This is a genomic window from Rubrivivax gelatinosus IL144, from assembly GCF_000284255.1.
In the GTDB taxonomy this organism is placed as follows: Bacteria; Pseudomonadota; Gammaproteobacteria; order Burkholderiales; family Burkholderiaceae_C; genus Rubrivivax; species Rubrivivax gelatinosus_A.
Window position 1 is genome coordinate 2,483,073 of the sequence record NC_017075.1, and the last position, 20,223, is coordinate 2,503,295.

Below are 20,223 nucleotides of genomic sequence, written 5' to 3' on the forward strand. Positions count from 1 at the left end.
GGGCAGCGGCCTCGGGACGGGTGTCCGGGGTTCTGGCTCAGGACTTGCCGTGCGCGCCGAGCGCGATCTTCAGCAGATCGGCCACGGTGTTGGCGTTGAGCTTTTCCATGATGTTGGCGCGGTGCGCCTCCACCGTCTTGATGCTGATGCCCAGGTCGTCGGCGATCTGCTTGTTCAGGCGGCCGGCGACGATGCGCTCGAGCACCTGCGACTCGCGCGTCGTCAGGCGGGCGAGCAGCGCGTCGCGGCTGGCCTGTTCCTGGTGCTGGCTGAAGGCCTGGCGCGCCTGGTCGAGCATGCGCTCGACCAGCGACACGAGTTCCTCTTCCTTGAAGGGCTTCTCGATGAAGTCCATCGCGCCCTTCTTCATCGTCGTCACGGCCATCGGCACGTCGCCGTGGCCGGTGATGAAGACGATCGGCAGCGGGCTCTTGCGTTCGAGCAGACGGTCTTGCAGCTCCAGGCCGCTCATGCCGTCCATGCGGATGTCGGCGATGAGGCACGCCACTTCGCGCGGGTCGAAGCGCGCGAGGAAGGACTCGGCCGAGTCGAAGCACTTGACGCGGTAGTCCTTGCCTTCCAGCAACCACTGCAGCGAATCGCGCACGGCCTCGTCGTCGTCGACGACGTAGACGGTGCCCTTCTTGGGGATCAGGCTCATGTGGAGGTGACGGTGGGGTTGGGGGAGACCGTCGAACCGGTGTCCTCTCCAGAGCCTGCCGCCTCGTGGCGCGCCGCGATGTCGACGGGCAGGGTGAAGGCGAAACGGCAGCCGACGATGTGATGCCCATTGTAGAGGTTCTGGGCCCGCATCCGACCCCTGTGCGACTCGATGATCGAGCGGCAGAGGGACAGCCCGATGCCCAGCCCTTCGGCCTTGGTCGAGAAGAAGGCTTCGTACAGCCGGCCGAGCACTTCTTCCTTGATGCCGGGGCCCATGTCGGTGACGCTGAACTCGATGACGTCGCCTTCCTCCTGCGCGAAGCGCGGCACCACCGACAGCTCGATGTGGCGCCGCGCCGACGGCAGCCCGGCGCTGTCGATCGCCTCGGCGGCGTTCTTCAGCAGGTTCAGCAGCACCTGCTCGATCAGGATCGGGTCGCAGGACAGCGTCGGCAGCCGCTGCGCGACGTAGGTGTGGATCGCCACCTGGCGCCGGCGCAGCTCGATGCCGGCCAGGTCGACCGCGTCCTCGACGATCTGCTGCGCCTGCGCCGGCTGGCGCTGCGGCTCGCTGCGTTTCACGAAGGAGCGGATGCGGTGGATGATCTGGCCGGCGCGTTCGGCCTGGCGCGCGGTCTTCTGCAGCGCGGCGACCAGGTCGTCCTGCGAGATGCTGCCGGCCTTCACGCGCGAGACCATGCCGTTGCAGTAGTTGGTGATCGCGGTCAGCGGCTGGTTCAGCTCGTGCGCGACCGACGAGGCCATCTCGCCCATCGTCACCAGCCGGCTCGTCACCTGGGCCTTCTCGGCCTGCATCGCCGCCTGCTCCTCGGCCCGGCGGCGGGCGCTGATGTCGGTGGCGATCAGCATCTGCGCCAGGCGGCCGTCGGTCCACTGCAGGTAGCGCGAGCGCACGTCGAACCACTTCTGCAACGACTCGACGAAGACCTCGCGCGGGCTGGTGCCGACCTCGGTCAGCTCGTGCGTCGGCAGGCCTGAGAGCTGGTCGACGTCGTCCTCGGCACCCGGGATGAACTCGGCCGGTGCGGCGCCGCCGGTCAGCAGCGCGTGGCCGCGCGCGTCGCCGCCGAACCACAGCCGGTAGGAGCGGTTGGTGAACAGCAGCTCGCCCTGCTGCACCGACAGCACCGAGACCGAGGCGTCCAGCCCCTCCAGCACGGTGGTGAAACGCTCGTGCGAGGCCGAGAGCTGGTCGCGGATGCGCTTGGCCTCGGTGATGTTGGTCATCGAGGTCATCCAGCCGGTCTGCTGGCCCTTGGGGTCGATCAGCGGCGAGACGTACATGCGCGCGTCGAAGACGAAGCCGTCCTTGCGCATCACCTTGACCTCGATGCCGCCCGAGGGGCTGCGGCCCTGCAGTTCCAGCTGCAGGAAGCGGCCGTTCTCCTCGACGCGGTCTGGCGGCCAGTAGGGGAAGGGCGGCAGGCGGCCGATCAGCTCCTGCTCGGTGAAGCCGGTCATCTGGCAGAAGGCCGCGTTCACGTAGGTCATGCGGCCGTCCAGGTCCATCGCGCGCATGCCGGTGGGCATGGAGTTCTCCATCGCGCGCCGGAAGTTGGTCTCCTGCACCAGCGCACTCTGGATGCGCGCGCGATGGCGCACGTGGCGCCAGGTGCCGAAGAGCATCCACACCGTCAGCCCCGACAGCGCGACGACCATCCAGAACAAGGTGTTGCCGACCAGGCCCTTGGACGTCGGGTAGCCCTGGCCGCGCAGCATCAGGCCGTTGAGCGCCGGGGTCAGCGGCGCGTCGCTGATCAGCGGTTCGCGGCCACCGACGGCGTCGGGCAGCCGCGTCACCGTGCTGACGAGCACGCTGCCGTACTGGTCGACGACCGAGATCATGTGGCGGCGCGCGACGTCGGCTGGCACGAAGTTGCGCAGCAGCGTGTCCACCGAGTACTCGACGACCAGCGCGCCGGTGAAGCGGCCGTGGTCGATCAGCGGCATCTGCAGCTGGAAGTAGGCGTTGCCGATGTCGTCGACGAAGGCGCCGGAATAGGTCGGCAGCCGCGTCGTACGCGCGCCGTCGAAGGCCAGCGCCGCGGCACCGTTGCGCGCCGTCAGCGGCGCCAGCGGCGCCTGCGATCCGGGGCGCTCCTCGCGCACCGCTGGGTCGGGCGCGTACAGCGTCGCGCGATGGATGGCCTTGGGCACGCGGTCTGCCCCGACCCAGCTGATCTGGATGATCTCCGCCCGGTCCTTGGAAAACGCCTGCGCCTGTTCGAGAAAACGTTCGGGCGACGCGCCCGGCGTGGCCAAGTCGCGCGCGATCGGCGTCAGCTGCTCCTGGGTCTGGATCAGGCGCAGCCCGATCTGCTGCTGCGTCAGCTCGGCGTCGCGTTTGATCGACTCGGTCTCGCGCACGATTTCCTCGTTGCGCAGGTACCAGAAGGCCGAAATGATGGCGGCCAGGAACAGCAGCACCGAGGCCAGCGGGTCCAGCGTCGCCAGGCGGTCCTGGCGCGACGGGGACAGCCCGCGCCACCAGCCGGAGAAGGGACGGCGGCGCCGGGTGATGTCGGATGCGGCGCCAGGAGGCGGAGCGGGAGTCGGGGCCATCGGGCCATTATCCCGAGCGACGGCGGTGGATGCGGTTCGGGGCAACGCCGAGGCGCTGATGCGAATGACGCGAATATCGCAATATGAGAAGTGCCCGCACTATTCGAAATTCGCGCAAGTTGTGCCACACTCGCGCCCGTTTTCGGCCTGACGACAGAAGGAGACAAGCATGGCTGCTCAGCTGGATGCCCTGCCGGGCGATCCCCGTGACCACGATGCGCAAGAGACGCGCGAATGGCTGGAGGCGCTGTCCGCCGTCATCGCCAACGAAGGCCCCGAGCGGGCGCACTACCTGCTCGACCAGCTGATCGACGAGGCGCGCCGCGCCGGCGTCAACCTGCCGTTCTCTGCCAACACGGCCTACGTCAACACCATCCCGCCCGACGAGGAAGAGCGCAGCCCCGGCAACCTCGAGCTCGAAGGCCGGCTGCGTGCGGCGATGCGCTGGAACGCGATGGCGATGGTCGTCAAGGCCAACCGCCTGCACCCCGAGGACGGCGGTGATCTGGGCGGCCATATCAGCTCCTTCGCCTCGGTGGCGCACATGTTCGCCGCCGGCTTCAACCACTTCTGGCATGCCGACAGCGAAGGCCACGGCGGCGACCTGCTCTACATCCAGGGCCACAGCGCGCCCGGCATCTACGCCCGCGCCTTCCTCGAAGGCCGCTTGAGCGAGGAGCAGCTGCTGAACTTCCGCCAGGAAGTCGGCGGCAAGGGCCTGTCGAGCTACCCGCATCCGAAGCTGATGCCCGAGTTCTGGCAGTTCCCGACCGTCAGCATGGGCCTGGGCCCGCTGATGGCGATCTACCAGGCGCGCTTCCTGAAGTACCTGCACGCGCGCGGCATCGCCGACACCTCCAAGCGCAAGGTCTGGGTCTTCCTGGGCGACGGCGAGATGGACGAGCCGGAAAGCACCGGCGCCATCGGCCTGGCGGCGCGCGAGAAGCTCGACAACCTGATCTTCGTCGTCAACTGCAACCTGCAGCGCCTGGACGGCCCGGTGCGGGGCAACGGCAAGGTCATCCAGGAGCTCGAAGGCGAGTTCCGCGGCGCCGGCTGGAACGTCATCAAGCTGATCTGGGGCAGCAACTGGGACCCGCTGCTGGCGCGCGACAAAGATGGGGCGCTGCGCCGCATCATGATGGACACGCTGGACGGCGACTACCAGGCCTTCAAGGCCAACGACGGCGCCTTCGTGCGCAAGCACTTCTTCGGCCGCGACCCGCGCACGCTGGAGATGGTGTCCAAGATGAGCGACAGCGACATCTGGCAGCTGCGCCGCGGCGGCCACGACGCCAACAAGGTGTACGCCGCCTTCCACCGCGCCAACGCCCACACCGGCCAGCCGACCGTCGTGCTGGTCAAGACCGTCAAGGGCTACGGCATGGGCAAGGCCGGCGAAGGCAAGAACACCGCGCACCAGGCCAAGAAGCTGAGCGACGAGGACATCCGCTACTTCCGCGACCGCTTCAACGTGCCGATCCCCGACAGCGAGCTGCCGAAGATCCCGTTCTACAAGCCGGCCGACGACACGCCGGAGATGCGCTATCTGCACGAGCGCCGCAAGGCGCTGGGCGGCTACCTGCCGCAGCGCCGCCGCGTCGCCGACGAGAGCTTCACGGTGCCGCCGCTGGAGACCTTCAAGGCCGTGCTCGACCCCACCGCCGAAGGCCGCGAGATCAGCACCACCCAGGCTTACGTGCGTTTCCTGACGCAGCTGCTGCGTGACCAGGCGCTGGGCCCGCGTGTCGTGCCGATCCTCGTCGACGAGGCGCGCACCTTCGGCATGGAAGGCCTGTTCCGCCAGATCGGCATCTACAACCCCGAAGGCCAGAAGTACACCCCGGTCGACCGCGACCAGGTCATGTACTACCGCGAGGACAAGGCCGGCCAGATCCTGCAGGAAGGCATCAACGAGCCCGGCGGCATGGCCAGCTGGATCGCCGCGGCGACGTCGTACAGCACCAACAACCGGATCATGGTGCCGTTCTACGTCTACTACTCTATGTTCGGCTTCCAGCGCATCGGCGACCTGGCCTGGGCAGCCGGCGACATGCAGGCGCGCGGCTTCCTGCTGGGCGGCACCTCCGGGCGCACGACGCTCAACGGCGAGGGCCTGCAGCACGAGGACGGCCACAGCCACATCCTGGCCGGCACGATCCCGAACTGCGTCAGCTACGACCCGAGCTTCGCGCACGAGGTCGGCGTCATCCTGCACCATGGCTTGAAGCGCATGGTCGAGAAGCAGGAGAACGTCTTCTTCTACGTCACGCTGCTCAACGAGAACTACCCGATGCCCGGCCTGAAGCCCGGCACCGAGGAGCAGATCATCAAGGGCCTGTACCTGCTGGAGCCCGGCGCCGAGCACGCGCCCAAGGTCAACCTGCTGGGCAGCGGCACCATCCTGCGCGAGGCCCAGGCCGCGCGCGACCTGCTCGCCGTCGACTGGGGCGTGTCGGCCAACGTCTGGAGCGCGCCGAGCTTCAACGAGCTGACGCGCGACGGCCAGGACTGCGAGCGCTGGAACCTGCTGAACCCGACCGCCGAGCCGCGCGTGCCCTACGTCGCGCAGCAGCTGGGCGCGCACGCCGGCCCGGTGATCGCGTCGACCGACTACATGAAGAACTACGCCGAGCAGATCCGCCCGTTCCTGCCCAAGGGCCGGGTCTACAAGGTGCTCGGCACCGACGGCTTCGGCCGCAGCGACTTCCGCAGCCGGCTGCGCTCGCACTTCGAGGTCGATCGCCACTACATCGTCGTCGCCGCGCTGAAGGCGCTGGCCGAGGAAGGCACGGTGCCGGCGGCCAAGGTCGCCGAGGCGATCGCCAAGTACGGCCTGGACCCGGCCAAGGCGAACCCGCTGTACGCCTGAAAATCGAAAAGACTAACGGAGATAACGCATGGCGGTGGTGGAACTGAAGGTCCCCGACATCGGCGACTTCAAGGACGTCGAGGTCATCGAGCTGCTGGTCAAGCCGGGCGACACGATCGCGCTGGACCAGTCGCTGGCGACGGTCGAATCGGACAAGGCTTCGATGGAGATCCCGGCCGAACGCGCCGGAACGGTGCGCGAGCTGAAGATCCAGCTCCGCGACAAGGTGAGCCAGGGCAGCGTGATCGCGCTGCTCGAGGTGGCCGACGAGGCCGGTGCGCCGGCGGCCGCAGCTGCGGCCCCGGCGGCCCCGGTGGCGGCGCCCGCTCCCGCGGCTCCGGCCGGAGCACCTGCTCCGACGCCGGCCCCGACGGCGGCCACCGCCAGCATCGAGGTGCTGGTGCCCGACATCGGCGACTTCGCCGAGGTCACGGTCATCGAGGTCTTCGTCAAGCCGGGCGACACGATCAAGGCCGAGCAGAGCCTGATCACCGTCGAGAGCGACAAGGCCTCGATGGAGATCCCGTCCTCTCACGGCGGCGTGCTGCGCGAGCTGAAGGTCAAGCTGGGCGACAAGGTCAGCCGCGGCTCGGTCGTCGCGGTGCTCGAGGTGGCGGCCGCCAGCGCGCCGGTGGCGCCGGTCGCGGCACCCGCGGCTGCGGCCGCAGCGACGCCGGCCGCGCCTGCGCCGGCTGCTGCCGCCCCCACGCCGCCGGCGTCCGCGCCGGCCGTGGCGCCGGTGCCGGCACACGACCCGAGCGCGCCGGTGTCCGCCACGCTGCCGCACGCGTCGCCGTCGATCCGGCGTTATGCGCGTGAACTCGGCGTGCCGCTCGAGGAGCTCGAGGGCAGCGGCCCCAAGGGCCGCATCACCCAGGAAGACGTGCAGGCCTTCGTCAAGGGCGTGATGGCCGGCGAGGCGCAGACCCGCGCCCAACAGGCCAAGGCCCCGGCCGCCCCGGCCGCTGCTGCCGCCGCCGGCACGCTGCCCGGTCTGCTGCCCTGGCCGCAGGTCGACTTCACGAAGTTCGGTGCGGTCGAGCGCCAGTCGCTGTCGCGCATCAAGAAGATCAGCGGCGCCAACCTGCACCGCAACTGGGTGCTGATCCCGCACGTCACCAACCACGAAGACGCGGACATCACCGAGCTGGAGGCGCTGCGCGTCCAGCTCAACAAGGAGAACGAGAAGTCGGGCGTCAAAGTCACGATGCTCGCCTTCCTGATCAAGGCCTGCGCCGCGGCGCTCAAGCAGTTCCCCGAGTTCAACGCCTCGCTCGACGGCGACGAACTGGTGCTGAAGAAGTACTTCCACATCGGCTTCGCCGCCGACACGCCCAACGGGCTCGTCGTGCCGGTGATCCGCGACGTCGACAGCAAGGGCATCCTGCAGATCAGCCGCGAGATGGCCGAACTGGCCAAGAAGGCGCGCGACGGCAAGCTCTCGCCGGCCGAGATGACCGGCGGCTGCTTCTCGATCAGCTCGCTGGGCGGCATCGGCGGCACCTACTTCACGCCGATCATCAACGCGCCCGAGGTCGCGATCCTGGGCGTGTGCCGCAGCGCGATGAAGCCGCAGTGGAACGGCCGCGAGTTCGTACCGCGGCTGATGCTGCCGCTGTCGCTGAGCTGGGACCACCGCGTCATCGACGGGGCCGCGGCGGCGCGTTTCAACGCCTTCCTGGCGTCGGTTCTGGCGGACTTCCGCCGCGTGATGCTCTGAGGGGAACGCGATGGCCGTCATCGAGATCCGCGTTCCCGACATCGGCGACTTCAAGGAAGTCACCGTCATCGAAGTCCTCGTCGCCGCCGGCGACACGGTCAAGCCCGAACAGAGCCTGATCACCGTCGAGAGCGACAAGGCGTCGATGGAGATCCCGTCGCCGCACGCCGGCGTGCTGCGCAGCCTCGCCGTGAAGGTCGGCGACAAGGTCAGCCAGGGCGTGCTGCTGGCGAACATCGAGACCGCCGAGGCGGCGGCACCGGCCCCGGCGGCTCCCGCCGCGCCCGCCCCGCAGCCTGCAGCGCAGCCCGCGCCGGCCCCGGTGGCCGCTGCGTCCGGCGACGCCTACGACTGCGACCTGCTGGTGCTGGGCGGCGGCCCGGGCGGCTACTCGGCTGCCTTCCGCGCTGCCGACCTCGGCATGAAGGTCGTGCTCGTCGAGCGCTTCCCGACGCTGGGCGGCGTCTGCCTCAACGTCGGCTGCATCCCCAGCAAGGCGCTGCTGCATGTCGCCGCGGTCGTCGACGAAGCGGCGCACCTGGCGGCCGCCGGCGTCAGCTTCGGCACGCCGCAGATCGACCTGGACCAGCTGCGCGCGCACAAGCAGAAGGTCGTCTCCAAGCTCACCGGCGGGCTGGCCGCAATGGCCAAGATGCGCAAGGTGACGGTGGTGCAGGGCGTCGGCGCCTTCGCCGGGCCGCACGAGCTGGCCGTGGAGCTCTCGGCCGGCGGCACGCAGACGATCCGCTTCGCCCAGGCCATCATCGCCGCCGGCTCCGAGGCGGTGAAGCTGCCCTTCCTGCCCGACGACGAGCGCATCGTCACCTCCACCGGCGCGCTGCAACTGCGCCAGCGGCCGAAGAAGATGCTGGTCATCGGCGGCGGCATCATCGGCCTGGAGATGGGCACGGTCTATTCGACGCTGGGCGCGCGCCTGGACGTCGTCGAGATGCTCGACGGCCTGATGGCCGGCGCCGACCGCGACCTGGTCAAGGTCTGGCAGAAGATGAACGCCCACCGCTTCGACCGGCTGATGCTGAAGACCAGGACGGTCGGCGCCGAAGCCACCGCCGACGGCATCCGCGTGCAGTTCGAGGCGGCCGACGGCACGCGCAGCGACGGCGTCTACGACCTCGTGCTCCAGGCGGTCGGCCGGCGCCCGAACGGGCGTGCCATCGGCGCCGAGCGTGCCGGCGTGCAGGTCGACGAACGCGGCTTCGTGCCGGTGGACGTGCAGATGCGCACCAACGTGCCGCACATCTTCGCCATCGGCGACCTGGTCGGCCAGCCGATGCTGGCGCACAAGGCGGTGCACGAAGGCCATGTCGCCGCCGAAGTCGCCGCCGGCGACGACAAGGCGCGTTTCGACGCCCGCGTGATCCCGGGCGTGGCCTACACCGACCCCGAGGTCGCCTGGGTCGGCCTGACCGAGGACGAGGCCAAGGCGCGCGGCGTGGCGGTCAAGAAGGGCCTGTTCCCGTGGTCCGCCTCGGGCCGCGCCATCGCCAACGGCCGCGACGAAGGCTTCACCAAGCTGCTGTTCGACGCCCAGACGCACCGCATCCTGGGTGGCGGCATCGTCGGCACGCATGCCGGCGACATGATCGGCGAGGTCGCGCTGGCCATCGAGATGGGCGCCGACGAGGTCGACATCGGCCGCACGATCCACCCGCACCCGACGCTGGGAGAGTCGCTGGGCCTGGCCGCCGAAGCCGCGCACGGCAGCTGCACCGACCTGCCGCCGGCGCGGCGCTGACGGCGCGTCACGCAAAAGGAAGAGGGCTCCCGCGGGAGCCCTCTTTTTTGGCGAAACACCGGCCCGCGTCGGTGGCGCGGGCGAACGGGTTTCCTCAGGCCTTCTTTGCCCAGGCGCTGCACCAGCCCTTGTTGTTCACTTGCTTGCCGGCGAACAGCGGGCAGTTGCCGGTCGCGTCGGTCGGCTTGCCTTGGAACAGGGCGCAGTTGCCGCAGTGGGAACCGGCGACGAACTGCTTGTACTTCGCCTTGTCGGCCTTGGCGGCGTCGGCGACGTAGCCCAGCGCGACGGCTTGCGGGTCCTTCTCGTCCACCGGTGCGGCCATGGCGCTGCGGCCAGTGAACAGCGCGGCGCCGGCCAGCGGGACGATCTGGATGAATTCACGACGAGAGGTCATTCGCGGTCTCCGAAAGGGAAGTCGATGCGGGTGGCCCATGACGTCTACGCACGTTTGGACCAACACCCGAGACGGTAACGCAACATGAGCCTATTCGGCTGACATAGATCGTATCTCGCTCGGCTTTGCGTCGCTATCCGACATCAATGACGGCTAATGTGTGCAAATGCGAAGCGTTCTCAATTGCAAATGAAGTGCTAATCGCCACCATTTCGCGGGGTCGGGCTCAAGTCGGCCCGGCCCGCGGACGAAGCTGCTGGCATGCTGGGCGATCCGACGCCCGCCCGGCGACGACGCGAGGAACCTCTGCCGCCGCTGCCCGATTTCATGCCCGACGCGCTACGTCGGCGTCTTGCCGCCTGGTACCAGGGACGGCGCGAGGACGCGCGTCCCGCGGCGCCGGTGCCCGCGGTCGCCGCCGAGCGGCTGGTGGAGGTCGGACGCGAGGCCGACCGCGTCGAGGCGCTGCGCCGCGAGGCCCACACCGACCCGGTGTCGGGCCTGCCGAACCGGCGCCACTTCGTCGGCCTGCTCGGCAGCGTGCTGGGGCAGGGCGCCGCGCCCGAGCGCTCGCTGCTGCTGCTGCGCGCGCTGAACCTCGGCCCGCTGCGGCTGCAGATCGGCGACGACGCCGTCGAGCGCCGCATCGCGCTGATCGGCGAGGCGCTGGACGCCTATCCGCAGCACGTCGTCGGCGCTTTCGCCGGGCGCTTGAACGACAGCGACTTCGCGCTCTGCCTGCCGGCCAACGGCGTCGCCGACGAGACCGCGCGCACGCTGCTCGAAGCCTTGCGCGCGACACCGGCGGCCGGGCCGGGCGGCATCGAGCTGGCGATCGGCGGCGCCGACGACCTGCGGGCCGGGCTGCCCGGCGACGCGCTGGCCGCGGCCGACCTGGCGCTCGCCCAGGCCGAAGCCGCCGGCCCGTTCAGCATCGAGATCCATGCCGGCGGCGGCGCGGTGCAGGGCGAACAGGCCTGGCGCACGCGCATCGCCGAGGCCTTGCAGGACGGCCGCGCGGCGCTGGGCGAGTTCCCGGTTGTCGCCGCCGACGGCCGCCTGCTGCATCTGGAATGCCCGCTGCGCCTGCAACTGGATGCCGGCGGCCCGTACCGCGAAGCGCAGCGCTGGCTGGCGATGGCCACCCGCTCGCGGCTGCTGCCGCGCGTGGACCTGATGGCGATCGAGCTGGCCCTGCTGGCCATCGACCGCGACGGCCGTGCACGCTGCGTTCACGTCGGTGCCGCGTCGCTGACGACGCCGGGCTTCGTCGCCGAGGTCCAGCAGCGCCTGCAGGCCCAGCCGGCGGCGGCGCGTCGGCTGCTGATCGACGTCGGCGAAGGCGTCTGGCTCGAACGTGCGCTGCCGCGCCTGGGCGATGCGGCCCAGGCCTGGCGCGCCTGTGGCGTGCGCCTGGGCGTCGAACATGCCGGCGCCTCGATGCACGCGCTGGCGCGGCTGGCCGGACTCGGCCTGGACCACGTGCGCATCGAAGCGCGTTTCCTGCGCGGCGCGGCCGGCGATCCGACCGTTCATGCCTTCGCCGCCGGCCTGGTCGGCCTGGTGCACGGCATGCGGCTGGTCCTGGTGGCCGAAGGCGTCGACGACGAGGCCGACCTTCAGGTGCTGTTCGACGCCGGCTTCGACGCCGCGACCGGGCCGGCGGTGCGCGCCCTCTGAAGCCGCCGGGGCGGCGTCAGCGGATGTCGCCGGCGTGCACCTCGAAGCGGCCGCGTTCGCGGTCGGCGAAATACAGCCGCAGCGTCTCGCGCACCGTTCGGAAGGCCAGTTCGTCCCAGGGCACTTCGTGTTCGCGGAACAGCCGCGCTTCCAGCGTCTCGGGGCCGGGCGCAAGCACCGTGTCCTGGAGCTGCGCCAGATAGAAGAAATGCACCTGGCCGGCGCTGACGACGTTCAGCACCGTGAACAAGGCGCCGAGCTCGATGCGTGCGCCGGCTTCCTCGTCGGTCTCGCGCATCGCGCCTTCGGCGGTGCTTTCGCCCAGTTCCAGGAAGCCGGCCGGCAGCGTCCACAGGCCGTGACGGGGCTCGATCGCACGCCGGCACAGCAGCACCTGGTCGCCCCAGGCCGGCACGGTGCCGACGACGTTGATCGGGTTCTCGTATTGGATCTCGCCGCAGGCGGTGCAGATCGCGCGTTCGCGGGTGTCCTCGGGCGGGACGGCGTAACGTGCCGGGTGGCCGCAGACCCGGCAGTGACGGATGCGGCGGGGCTCGAACATGGCGGCAGTGTAGCGGCGGCGCGTGGCATCATCGTTTCATCGTCCACTGTCTTGATCTTGGATATGCACGTCCTGCCCGCACCCGCTCCCGTCACGCTGCCGGTCGCCGGCGGCGGTGTTTACCCGGTGCGTCGCATCTATTGCGTCGGCCGCAACTACGCCGAGCACGCGCAGGAGATGGGCCACACCGGGCGCGAGGCGCCGTTCTTCTTCATGAAGCCGGCCGACGCGCTGCTGCCGGTGGCCGAAGGCGAGACCGGCACGATGGACTATCCCTCGCTGACGGCCAACCTGCACCACGAGATCGAGCTCGTCGTCGCGCTCGGCCGCGGCGGCCGCGACATCCCGGCAGCCGAGGCCACCGAGTGCATCTGGGGCTACGCCGTCGGCCTGGACATGACGCGCCGCGACCTGCAGAACGAGATGAAGAAGCAGGGCCGGCCCTGGGAGATCGGCAAGGCCTTCGAGCAGTCGGCACCGATCGGCCCGCTCGTGCCGCGCACACGCTGCGGTACGCTCGAACGCGGCGCGATCACGCTCGCCGTCAACGGCCAGCCGCGGCAGAAGGGCGATCTCTCGGACCTGATCTGGAGCATCGCCGAGACGATCGAACAGCTCAGCCGCGCCTGGCAACTGCAAGCCGGCGACCTGATCTTCACCGGCACGCCGGCAGGCGTGGGGGCCGTCGTGCCGGGCGACGTGATGGAAGGGGCCGTCGAAGGCCTCGGCACCCTGCGCGTGGCCGTGAGGTGAGCATGGAGCTCTACAACTACTTCCGATCGTCGGCCTCCTGGCGGGTGCGCATCGCGCTCGCGCTCAAGGGGCTGCAATACGACTACAAGCCGGTGCATCTGCGCCGCAACGAGCAGTTCCAGGAGTCGTATGCCGCGGTGTCGGCGGCGCGCCTGGTGCCGCTGCTGCGCGACGGCGACGCGGTGATCACGCAGTCGATGGCGATCATCGAATACCTCGACGAGACGCACCCCGAGCCGCCGCTGCTGCCGGCCGACCCCGTGGGCCGGGCGCGCGTGCGTTCGCTGGCCTACGACGTCGCCTGCGAGGTGCACCCGCTGAACAACCTGCGTGTGCTGCGCTTCCTGGTGCACGACCTGAAGCTGTCCGAAGACGACAAGAACCGCTGGTACCGGCACTGGGTCGAGACCGGGCTGGAGACCGTCGAGCGCCAGCTCGCGGCACAGCCTTCGACCTTCTGCCACGGGGAGTCGCCGACGCTGGCCGACTGCGTGCTGGTGCCGCAGGTGATGAACGCCCAGCGTTTCGACTGCCGCCTGGAGCACGTGCCCAACGTGCGGCGCGTCTTCGACGCCTGCCTGCAACTGCCGGCTTTCGCCGACACCCAGCCGTCGCGCTGTCCCGACGCCGAGGCCTGAGTCCATGCTGCTGCACCCCGAGTGGCCGGCGCCCGAAGGCGTCGGTGCCGCCTTCAGCACCCGCCAGGGCGGCGTCAGCGCCGCGCCGTTCGACAGCCTGAACCTGCGCCCGCCGGGGCTGCGCGGCGACGCCGTCGACGCGCCCGAGGCGGTGCGCGAGAACCAGCGCCGCTTCGCCGCGGCGCTCGGCGCGCGCCCGGTCTACCTCGACCAGGTGCACGGCGCGGCCGTCGTGCGGCTGCGTGGCGACGAGCCCTCCGACCTGCTGGCCCAGGCCGACGCCAGCGTGACGACGGCTGCCGGCGTCGCCTGCACGGTGCTGGTCGCCGACTGCCTGCCGGTGCTGCTGTGCACGGCCGACGGGCGTGGGGTCGGCGCGGCGCACGCCGGCTGGCGCGGCCTGGCCGGCGGCGTCGTCGAAGCCACCGCCGCGGCGCTGTGCGAGGCCACCGGCGCGGCGCCGCAGGATCTGCTCGCCTGGCTCGGGCCCTGCATCGGGCCGCGCCAGTTTGAAGTCGGTCAGGACGTCGTCGAAGCCTTCGGCGGCGATCCTGCCGCCGAGCCGGCGGCCGACGTCTCGGCGCTGTTCCGCCCGCGTCGGCGCGCCGACGGCGAGCGCCGCTGGCTCGCCGACCTGCCCGGGCTGGCCCGCCGGCGTCTGGCGGCGATGGGTGTCGAACGCGTCAGCGGCGGCGCCTGGTGCACCGTCGAGGACGGCTCACGGTTCTTTTCGTTCCGCCGCGACCGCCTCACCGGGCGCATGGCCGCCGCCGTCTGGCGCCGCGGCTGAAGCGGCGGCCGCTTCGGCGGCTTCTGCGGCACGGCGCGCGCGGCGCCTGGCCGGCGTGCCCATGACGTAGAGCACGATCGAAAGCGGCAGAAGACCGTACATCGTGAAGGTGACGATGGCGCCGAGCACGCTGCCGTGGGGCGACAGCGCTTCGGCCAAAGCCATCATCAGCACGACGTACATCCAGGCGATGGGGACGATGTACATCTGGGTTAGGGTGTTGCGGTCCGTAAGTATCGCGGCCCGCGTCAACCCGAGGTAAGCCGCCCGGCCTACAACCGTTGCGAGTCGAGGGGCCCGCGGTTTGCCGCAGCCACCATCGCCAGCGAGGAGACAAGCCATGACGAGCAAGCGCAGCTTGCCGGCCGCCGACGGCACGCCAGCCGCGGCTTTCGGCGCCGCGGTCGGTGAACTGCTGAAATCGGCGGCCAGCCTGCGGGTGCCGCAGGAGGCCCTGGCGGCGATCCAGGGCGACTACCTGAAGGCCGCGTCGGACCTGTGGAACGAGGCGCTGCAGCGAGCCGCGCAGGAAGCTGCTGCGCAGCCCTCTCTGGGCGACCGTCGCTTCTCGGCCGAGGACTGGGCGAAGAACCCCGGCGCCGCCTACGTCGCCCAGATGTACCTGCTGAACGCGCGCACGCTGCAGCGCATGGCCGACTCGGTGCAGGGCGACGCCAAGGCACGCGAACGCGTGCGTTTCGCGGTGCAGCAGTGGGTCGAGGCCGCCAGCCCGAGCAACTACCTGGCTTTCAACCCCGAGGCGCTGCGCAAGGCGCTGGAGAGCCAGGGCCAGAGCATCGCCACCGGCGTGCGCCAGCTCGTCGAGGACCTCGCCAAGGGCCACGTCTCCCAGACCGACGAGACGCTGTTCGAGGTCGGCCGCAACGTCGCGACGACCGAGGGCACGGTGGTCTTCGAGAACGAGCTGTTCCAGCTCATCGAGTACCGGCCGCTGACGGCCACCGTACACCAGCGGCCGATGCTGTTCGTGCCGCCGTGCATCAACAAGTACTACATCCTCGACCTGCAGCCCGAGAACTCGGTGATCCGCTACACCGTCGAGCAGGGCCACCGCTGCTTCGTGATCAGCTGGCGCAACCCCGACGCGTCGCTGCGGAACCTGGGCTGGGACGACTACATCGAGCGCGGGCCGATCGAGGCGATCCGCGTCGTGCGCGAGATCACGCGCAGCGAGACGATCAACACGCTGGGCTTCTGCGTCGGCGGCACCATCCTCTCCACCGCGCTGGCGGTGCTGGCGGCACGCGGCGAGCGCCCGGCGCAGTCGATGACGCTGCTGACGACGCTGCTGGACTTCAGCGACACCGGCGTGCTGGATCTCTTCGTCGACGAAGCCGGCGTGCAGTGGCGCGAGATGACGATCGGCGCCGACGCGCCGGGCGGCCCGGGGCTGCTGAAGGGCCAGGAGCTGGCCACGACCTTCAGCTTCCTGCGCCCCAACGACCTGGTCTGGAACTACGTCGTCGCCAACTACCTGAAGGGCGAGACGCCGCCGCCGTTCGACCTGCTGTACTGGAACAGCGACTCGACCAACCTGCCCGGGCCGATGTACTGCTGGTACCTGCGCCACATGTACCTGCAAAACGAGTTGAAGCAGCCCGGCGCGCTGATCGTCTGCGGCGAGAAGGTCGACCTGGGCACGATCGACCTGCCGACCTTCGTCTACGGCTCGCGGGAAGACCACATCGTGCCGTGGAAGGCGGCCTACGCCTCCGTTCCGCTGCTGAGCGGCGACCGCACCTTCGTGCTCGGCGCTTCGGGCCACATCGCCGGCGTCATCAATCCGCCGGCCAAGGGCAAACGCAGCCACTGGCTGAACGCCGCGACGCCGGCCACCGCCGACGAGTGGTTCGCCGGCGCCACCGAACATCCGGGCAGCTGGTGGCCGGTGTGGAGCCGCTGGCTCGCCGGCCACGCCGGGCGCAAGGTCGCCGCGCCGAAAACACCGGGCAGCCGCCGCCACAAGGCCCTCGAGCCGGCGCCGGGCCGCTACGTCAAGGCCAAGGCCTGAGCCCCATCGAAAACGACAGGAGACTTCCATGAGCACCGACATCGTCATCGTCGCCGCGGCCCGAACCGCCGTCGGCAAGTTCGGCGGTTCGCTGGCGCGCACGCCGGCGACCGAGCTGGGCGCGGCGGTCATCCGTTCGCTGCTGGAACGCAGCGGGCTCGAAGGCGGGCAGGTCAGCGAGGTCATCCTCGGCCAGGTGCTGCAGGCCGGCTGCGGCCAGAACCCTGCGCGCCAGGCCGTCATCAAGGCCGGGCTGCCGAACGCCGTGCCGGCCTACACGATCAACAAGGTCTGCGGCTCGGGGTTGAAGGCGGTGATGCTGGGCGTGCAGGCGCTGCGCGACGGCGACAGCGAAGTCGTCATCGCCGGCGGCCAGGAGAACATGAGCGCCTCGCCGCACGTGCTGCCGGGCTCGCGCGACGGCCAGCGCATGGGCGACTGGAAGATGGTCGACACGATGATCGTCGACGGCCTGTGGGACGTGTACAACCAGTACCACATGGGCATCACGGCGGAGAACGTCGCGCGCCACTACGGCATCACGCGCGAAGCCCAGGACGAGCTGGCGCTGGCCTCGCAGCGCAAAGCGGCCGCGGCGCAGGACGCCGGGCGCTTCAAGGACGAGATCGTGCCGATCCTGCTGCCGCAGAAGAAGGGCGACCCGCTCGTCTTCGACGCCGACGAGTACATCAACCGCAAGACCAGCGCCGAAGCGCTGGCCGGCCTGCGCCCGGCCTTCGACAAGGCCGGCTCGGTGACCGCGGGCAACGCTTCCGGGCTCAACGACGGCGCCGCGGCGGTGATGCTGATGAGCGCCGCCCGGGCCGAGCGCCTGGGCCTGGAGCCGCTGGCGCGCATCGCCAGCTACGCCAGCGCCGGCCTGGACCCGGCGACGATGGGCATGGGCCCGGTGCCGGCCTCGCGCAAGGCGCTGGAGCGTGCCGGCTGGAAGGCCGCCGACCTGGACTTGCTCGAGATCAACGAGGCCTTCGCCGCCCAGGCCTGCGCGGTGCACCAGCAGATGGGCTGGGACACCGAGAAGGTCAACGTCAACGGCGGCGCGATCGCGATCGGCCACCCGATCGGCGCCTCGGGCTGCCGCATCCTGGTCACCCTGCTGCACGAGATGCGCCGGCGCGGCGCCCGCCGCGGCATCGCCTCGCTGTGCATCGGCGGCGGCATGGGCGTGGCGCTGACGGTCGAGCGCTGACCTACGGCGGCGCCCCCCACGAAGAGGAGGCGCTAGTGTCGTTGCCGATGGCGCCGGCCTGACGGCGCGGCCACGATCGGACTCAACAGTTCAAGGAGACAGCACATGGCACAGAAAGTTGCGTACGTCACGGGCGGCATGGGCGGCATCGGCACGGCAATCTGCCAGCGGCTGGCGCGCGAGGGCTTCAAGGTCATCGCCGGCTGCGGCCCCAACCGAGATTTCCGGCGCTGGCTCGACGAGCAGGCGGCGCTGGGTTACGAGTTCTACGCCTCGGTGGGCAACGTCGCCGACTGGGAGTCCACGGTCGAGGCCTTCGGCAAGGCCAAGGCCGAGCACGGTCCAATCGACGTGCTGGTCAACAACGCCGGCATCACGCGCGACCGCATGTTCCTGAAGATGTCGCCCGACGACTGGCACGCCGTCATCGACACCAACCTGAACAGCATGTTCAACGTGACCAAGCAGGTGGTGCCCGAGATGGTCGAGCGCGGCTGGGGCCGCATCATCCAGATCAGCTCGGTCAACGGCGAGAAGGGCCAGGCCGGCCAGACCAACTACTCGGCCGCCAAGGCCGGCATGCACGGCTTCACGATGGCGCTGGCCCAGGAACTGGCGGCCAAGGGCGTGACGGTGAACACCGTCAGCCCGGGCTACATCGGCACCGAGATGGTCCGCGCCATCAAACCCGAGATCCTGGAGAAGATCGTCGCGACGATCCCCGTCAAGCGCCTGGGCACGCCCGAGGAGATCGGCTCGGTCGTGGCCTGGCTGGCGGGGCCGGACTCGGGGTTCACGACGGGGGCCGACTTTTCGTGCAACGGCGGGTTGCACATGGGTTGAGCGCCACCGCCGCGGCGGTCGTCAGACCGCCGCGTAGCGGCCGGGGCGGTGGTTGACGGCCAGCGAGAAGTTCAGCGCGACGGCGCCGATGACCGACAGCACGAGCTGCCACCAGCCGACCCAGGGGATGGCTGTCAGCAGGATGGTCACGTCCAGCGCCATCTGGATCTTGCCGGCGCGCCAGCCGCGTTTTTCCTGCAGCCACAGCACCAGCACGTTGATGCCACCCAGGCTGGCCTTGTGGCGGAACAGGATCAGCAGGCCGGTGCCCATCAGCAGGCCGCCGCCGATCGCGGCGAACAGCGGCTCGACCGACTGCAGCACCACCCAGTGCGGCAGCACTTCGGACAGCACCGACAGCAGCGCCACCGCGCAGAAGGTCTTGATCGTGAAGCGCGCGCCCATGCGCTTCCACGCCAGCCAGTAGAACGGCAGGTTGAGCACGAAGAACGCGGCGCCGAAGGACACCTGCGTCGCGTAGTGCAGCACGAAGGCCATGCCCGCCGTGCCGCCGGTCAGCATGCCGGCGTGGCGGAACATCACCAGCGCCAGGGCGACGAACAGCGCGCCGGTGACGACGCCCTGGACGTCCTCGAACAAGGTGTGCCGCTGGATCGGCAAGGTGTTCATCGTCGTCGTGGTCATTCGCCGACACCGTTGAGAAAGTACTTGATCAGGCCCTTGGCGGCGAAACCGACGAGGCCGAAGCCCAGGGCCAGGAAGAGCACGAAGGCGCCGAACTTGCCGGCTTTCGATTCGCGTGCGAGCTGGAAGATGATGAAGACCATGTAGAGCATGAAGGCCGAGACGCCGAAGGTCAGGCCGAATTGCGCAATCTGGTCTTCCGTGAAACCGAACATTCAGGGGAGCTCCGACAACCCGCTGGTATCCACCAGGTCGCGATAAGCGTGCCAGCTGGCGTGGGCGAGCCAGGGCACGACGACGACGAGGCCGACCAGCGCGAGCGCCATCCCGACCATCGTCAACACCAGGATCAGCCCCGCCCAGAGCGCCAGCGGCAGCGGATCCTCCATCACGGCGCGCCAGCTCGTCAGCACGGCGGCCAGCACGCCGACCTCGCGGTCCAGCAGCAGCGGGATCGCGACGACGGTCGAGGCGAACAGCGGCGCGGCCAGCGCGCCGCCCAGCAGCAGCCAGGCCTCGAACAGCCACGAGTCCTCGGCGAGCACGACGTGCTCGATGAAGTCGCGCGGGCCGTCGATCGGATGCGGCGCGAACCCCGCGATCAGCGACCCCGAGGTCAGCACCCAGCCGGTGCCGGCGAACGCCAGCAGCACGCCGAAGACGACAAGGCGGCCGTCGCGCGGCTTCCAGACGGCCAGCGACTCGCCAACGCTCAGCACGCGCCCGCGCTGCAGCGCTCGGCTGACGGCATACAGGCCGGTAGCCAGGATCGGCGCGACGAGCAGGAAGCCGCTGAAGGCGCCGGCGATGAGCCAGAAACGCTGCTGCGACAGCGCCAGCAGCAGCGCGCCGAAGGCCGCGGCCGCCAGACCGTGCAGCAGCCCGGGCGCCGGGTTGCGGGCCAGGTCTCGCCAGCCGCGGGCCAGCCAGCCCAGCGGGCGCAGCGCCGGGATCTCCCGGACGCCGAAACGACGCGATTCCTCGAGTGCGGTGGTGTGGCGCATGGTCTTCGCTCCAGGGATGGCGACGCCTCCCGGTATATCGGCCATGGCCGACGCGGCCATCGGGGAAATCGCCTT

The 20,223-nt window shown here is 70.1% G+C and carries 18 protein-coding genes; 10 read left to right on the top strand and 8 right to left on the bottom strand.

Translation table 11 applies throughout. From position 1 onward, the window contains the following. Positions 1-37: 37 nt before the first annotated feature. Entirely contained in the window at positions 38-661 is a 624-nt protein-coding gene (locus tag RGE_RS11515; protein WP_014428566.1) for a response regulator transcription factor, read from the bottom strand. Next, on the bottom strand, positions 658-3,246 hold the full coding sequence (locus RGE_RS11520; protein ID WP_014428567.1) for a PAS domain-containing sensor histidine kinase: 2,589 nt from the start codon (positions 3,244-3,246) through the stop codon (positions 658-660). Before RGE_RS11520 ends, RGE_RS11515 begins: the two co-directional genes overlap by 4 nt. A gap of 169 nt (positions 3,247-3,415) precedes the next feature. On the opposite strand from RGE_RS11520, the gene aceE reads away from it, so the two are divergent. The 3 genes from aceE to lpdA are packed head-to-tail and all read left to right on the top strand — an operon-like array spanning position 3,416 to position 9,594. Then, positions 3,416-6,118, top strand: coding sequence for a pyruvate dehydrogenase (acetyl-transferring), homodimeric type (gene aceE, locus RGE_RS11525; protein ID WP_014428568.1), 2,703 nt, complete (start codon positions 3,416-3,418; stop codon positions 6,116-6,118). Positions 6,119-6,146: 28 nt separating this feature from the next. Then, a complete protein-coding gene (gene aceF / locus RGE_RS11530; protein WP_014428569.1) occupies positions 6,147-7,838 on the top strand; it encodes a dihydrolipoyllysine-residue acetyltransferase in 1,692 nt (563 codons plus the stop codon). Between the two features lie 10 nt (positions 7,839-7,848). After that, positions 7,849-9,594, top strand: a complete 1,746-nt coding sequence (lpdA, locus tag RGE_RS11535) for a dihydrolipoyl dehydrogenase (RefSeq protein ID WP_014428570.1) — start codon at positions 7,849-7,851, stop codon at positions 9,592-9,594. Between the two features lie 94 nt (positions 9,595-9,688). Here the strand turns inward: lpdA and RGE_RS11540 are convergent, their stop codons facing one another. Continuing rightward, positions 9,689-9,991 carry a high-potential iron-sulfur protein gene (locus RGE_RS11540; RefSeq protein ID WP_014428571.1) on the bottom strand — a complete coding sequence of 101 codons (303 nt, stop codon included), beginning with the start codon at positions 9,989-9,991 and terminating at the stop codon, positions 9,689-9,691. 261 nt (positions 9,992-10,252) lie between these two features. On the opposite strand from RGE_RS11540, the gene RGE_RS11545 reads away from it, so the two are divergent. Next, the gene (locus RGE_RS11545) at positions 10,253-11,671 is read left to right on the top strand and encodes an EAL domain-containing protein (protein WP_014428572.1); all 1,419 of its coding nucleotides are present in this window, start codon (positions 10,253-10,255) and stop codon (positions 11,669-11,671) included. A gap of 16 nt (positions 11,672-11,687) precedes the next feature. Here RGE_RS11545 and RGE_RS11550 read toward each other — a convergent pair whose 3' ends face one another. After that, positions 11,688-12,233 carry an NUDIX hydrolase gene (locus tag RGE_RS11550; RefSeq protein WP_014428573.1) on the bottom strand — a complete coding sequence of 182 codons (546 nt, stop codon included), beginning with the start codon at positions 12,231-12,233 and terminating at the stop codon, positions 11,688-11,690. A gap of 63 nt (positions 12,234-12,296) precedes the next feature. Between RGE_RS11550 and RGE_RS11555 the strand changes: the two genes are divergently transcribed. Genes RGE_RS11555 through pgeF form a run of 3 tightly spaced genes read left to right on the top strand, consistent with a single transcriptional unit; the run spans position 12,297 to position 14,414 of the window. Then, the gene (locus RGE_RS11555) at positions 12,297-12,986 is read left to right on the top strand and encodes a fumarylacetoacetate hydrolase family protein (RefSeq protein ID WP_014428574.1); all 690 of its coding nucleotides are present in this window, start codon (positions 12,297-12,299) and stop codon (positions 12,984-12,986) included. A 2-nt stretch (positions 12,987-12,988) separates the two neighbouring features. Next, positions 12,989-13,624 carry a maleylacetoacetate isomerase gene (gene maiA, locus RGE_RS11560; RefSeq protein WP_014428575.1) on the top strand — a complete coding sequence of 212 codons (636 nt, stop codon included), beginning with the start codon at positions 12,989-12,991 and terminating at the stop codon, positions 13,622-13,624. A gap of 4 nt (positions 13,625-13,628) precedes the next feature. Beyond that, positions 13,629-14,414, top strand: coding sequence for a peptidoglycan editing factor PgeF (gene pgeF / locus RGE_RS11565; RefSeq protein WP_014428576.1), 786 nt, complete (start codon positions 13,629-13,631; stop codon positions 14,412-14,414). On the opposite strand, the gene RGE_RS23695 is transcribed toward pgeF, so the two are convergent. Further along, a complete protein-coding gene (locus RGE_RS23695) occupies positions 14,343-14,621 on the bottom strand; it encodes a hypothetical protein (RefSeq protein WP_014428577.1) in 279 nt (92 codons plus the stop codon). The two genes, pgeF and RGE_RS23695, sit on opposite strands and share 72 nt — an antisense overlap. A gap of 133 nt (positions 14,622-14,754) precedes the next feature. Here RGE_RS23695 and phaC point away from each other — a divergent pair, with 133 nt between their 5' ends. The 3 genes from phaC to phbB all read left to right on the top strand — a co-directional run bounded on the left by phaC (position 14,755) and on the right by phbB (position 18,499). Then, entirely contained in the window at positions 14,755-16,446 is a 1,692-nt protein-coding gene (gene phaC / locus RGE_RS11570; RefSeq protein WP_014428578.1) for a class I poly(R)-hydroxyalkanoic acid synthase, read from the top strand. 28 nt (positions 16,447-16,474) lie between these two features. Beyond that, positions 16,475-17,656: an acetyl-CoA C-acetyltransferase gene (locus RGE_RS11575; RefSeq protein ID WP_014428579.1), complete on the top strand. Its 1,182-nt coding sequence runs from the start codon at positions 16,475-16,477 to the stop codon at positions 17,654-17,656. A 105-nt stretch (positions 17,657-17,761) separates the two neighbouring features. After that, positions 17,762-18,499, top strand: a complete 738-nt coding sequence (phbB, locus tag RGE_RS11580) for an acetoacetyl-CoA reductase (protein ID WP_014428580.1) — start codon at positions 17,762-17,764, stop codon at positions 18,497-18,499. A 21-nt stretch (positions 18,500-18,520) separates the two neighbouring features. On the opposite strand, the gene RGE_RS11585 is transcribed toward phbB, so the two are convergent. From RGE_RS11585 to RGE_RS11595, 3 genes are read right to left on the bottom strand one after another with little or no spacing between them, the layout of a single operon-like run. Continuing rightward, positions 18,521-19,144, bottom strand: coding sequence for a YitT family protein (locus RGE_RS11585; RefSeq protein WP_014428581.1), 624 nt, complete (start codon positions 19,142-19,144; stop codon positions 18,521-18,523). Beyond that, positions 19,141-19,359: a DUF2788 domain-containing protein gene (locus tag RGE_RS11590; RefSeq protein WP_014428582.1), complete on the bottom strand. Its 219-nt coding sequence runs from the start codon at positions 19,357-19,359 to the stop codon at positions 19,141-19,143. The genes RGE_RS11585 and RGE_RS11590 overlap by 4 nt, the downstream gene beginning before the upstream one ends. Beyond that, the gene (locus RGE_RS11595; protein ID WP_014428583.1) at positions 19,360-20,148 is read right to left on the bottom strand and encodes a DUF2189 domain-containing protein; all 789 of its coding nucleotides are present in this window, start codon (positions 20,146-20,148) and stop codon (positions 19,360-19,362) included. Between the last annotated feature and the right edge of the window lie 75 nt (positions 20,149-20,223).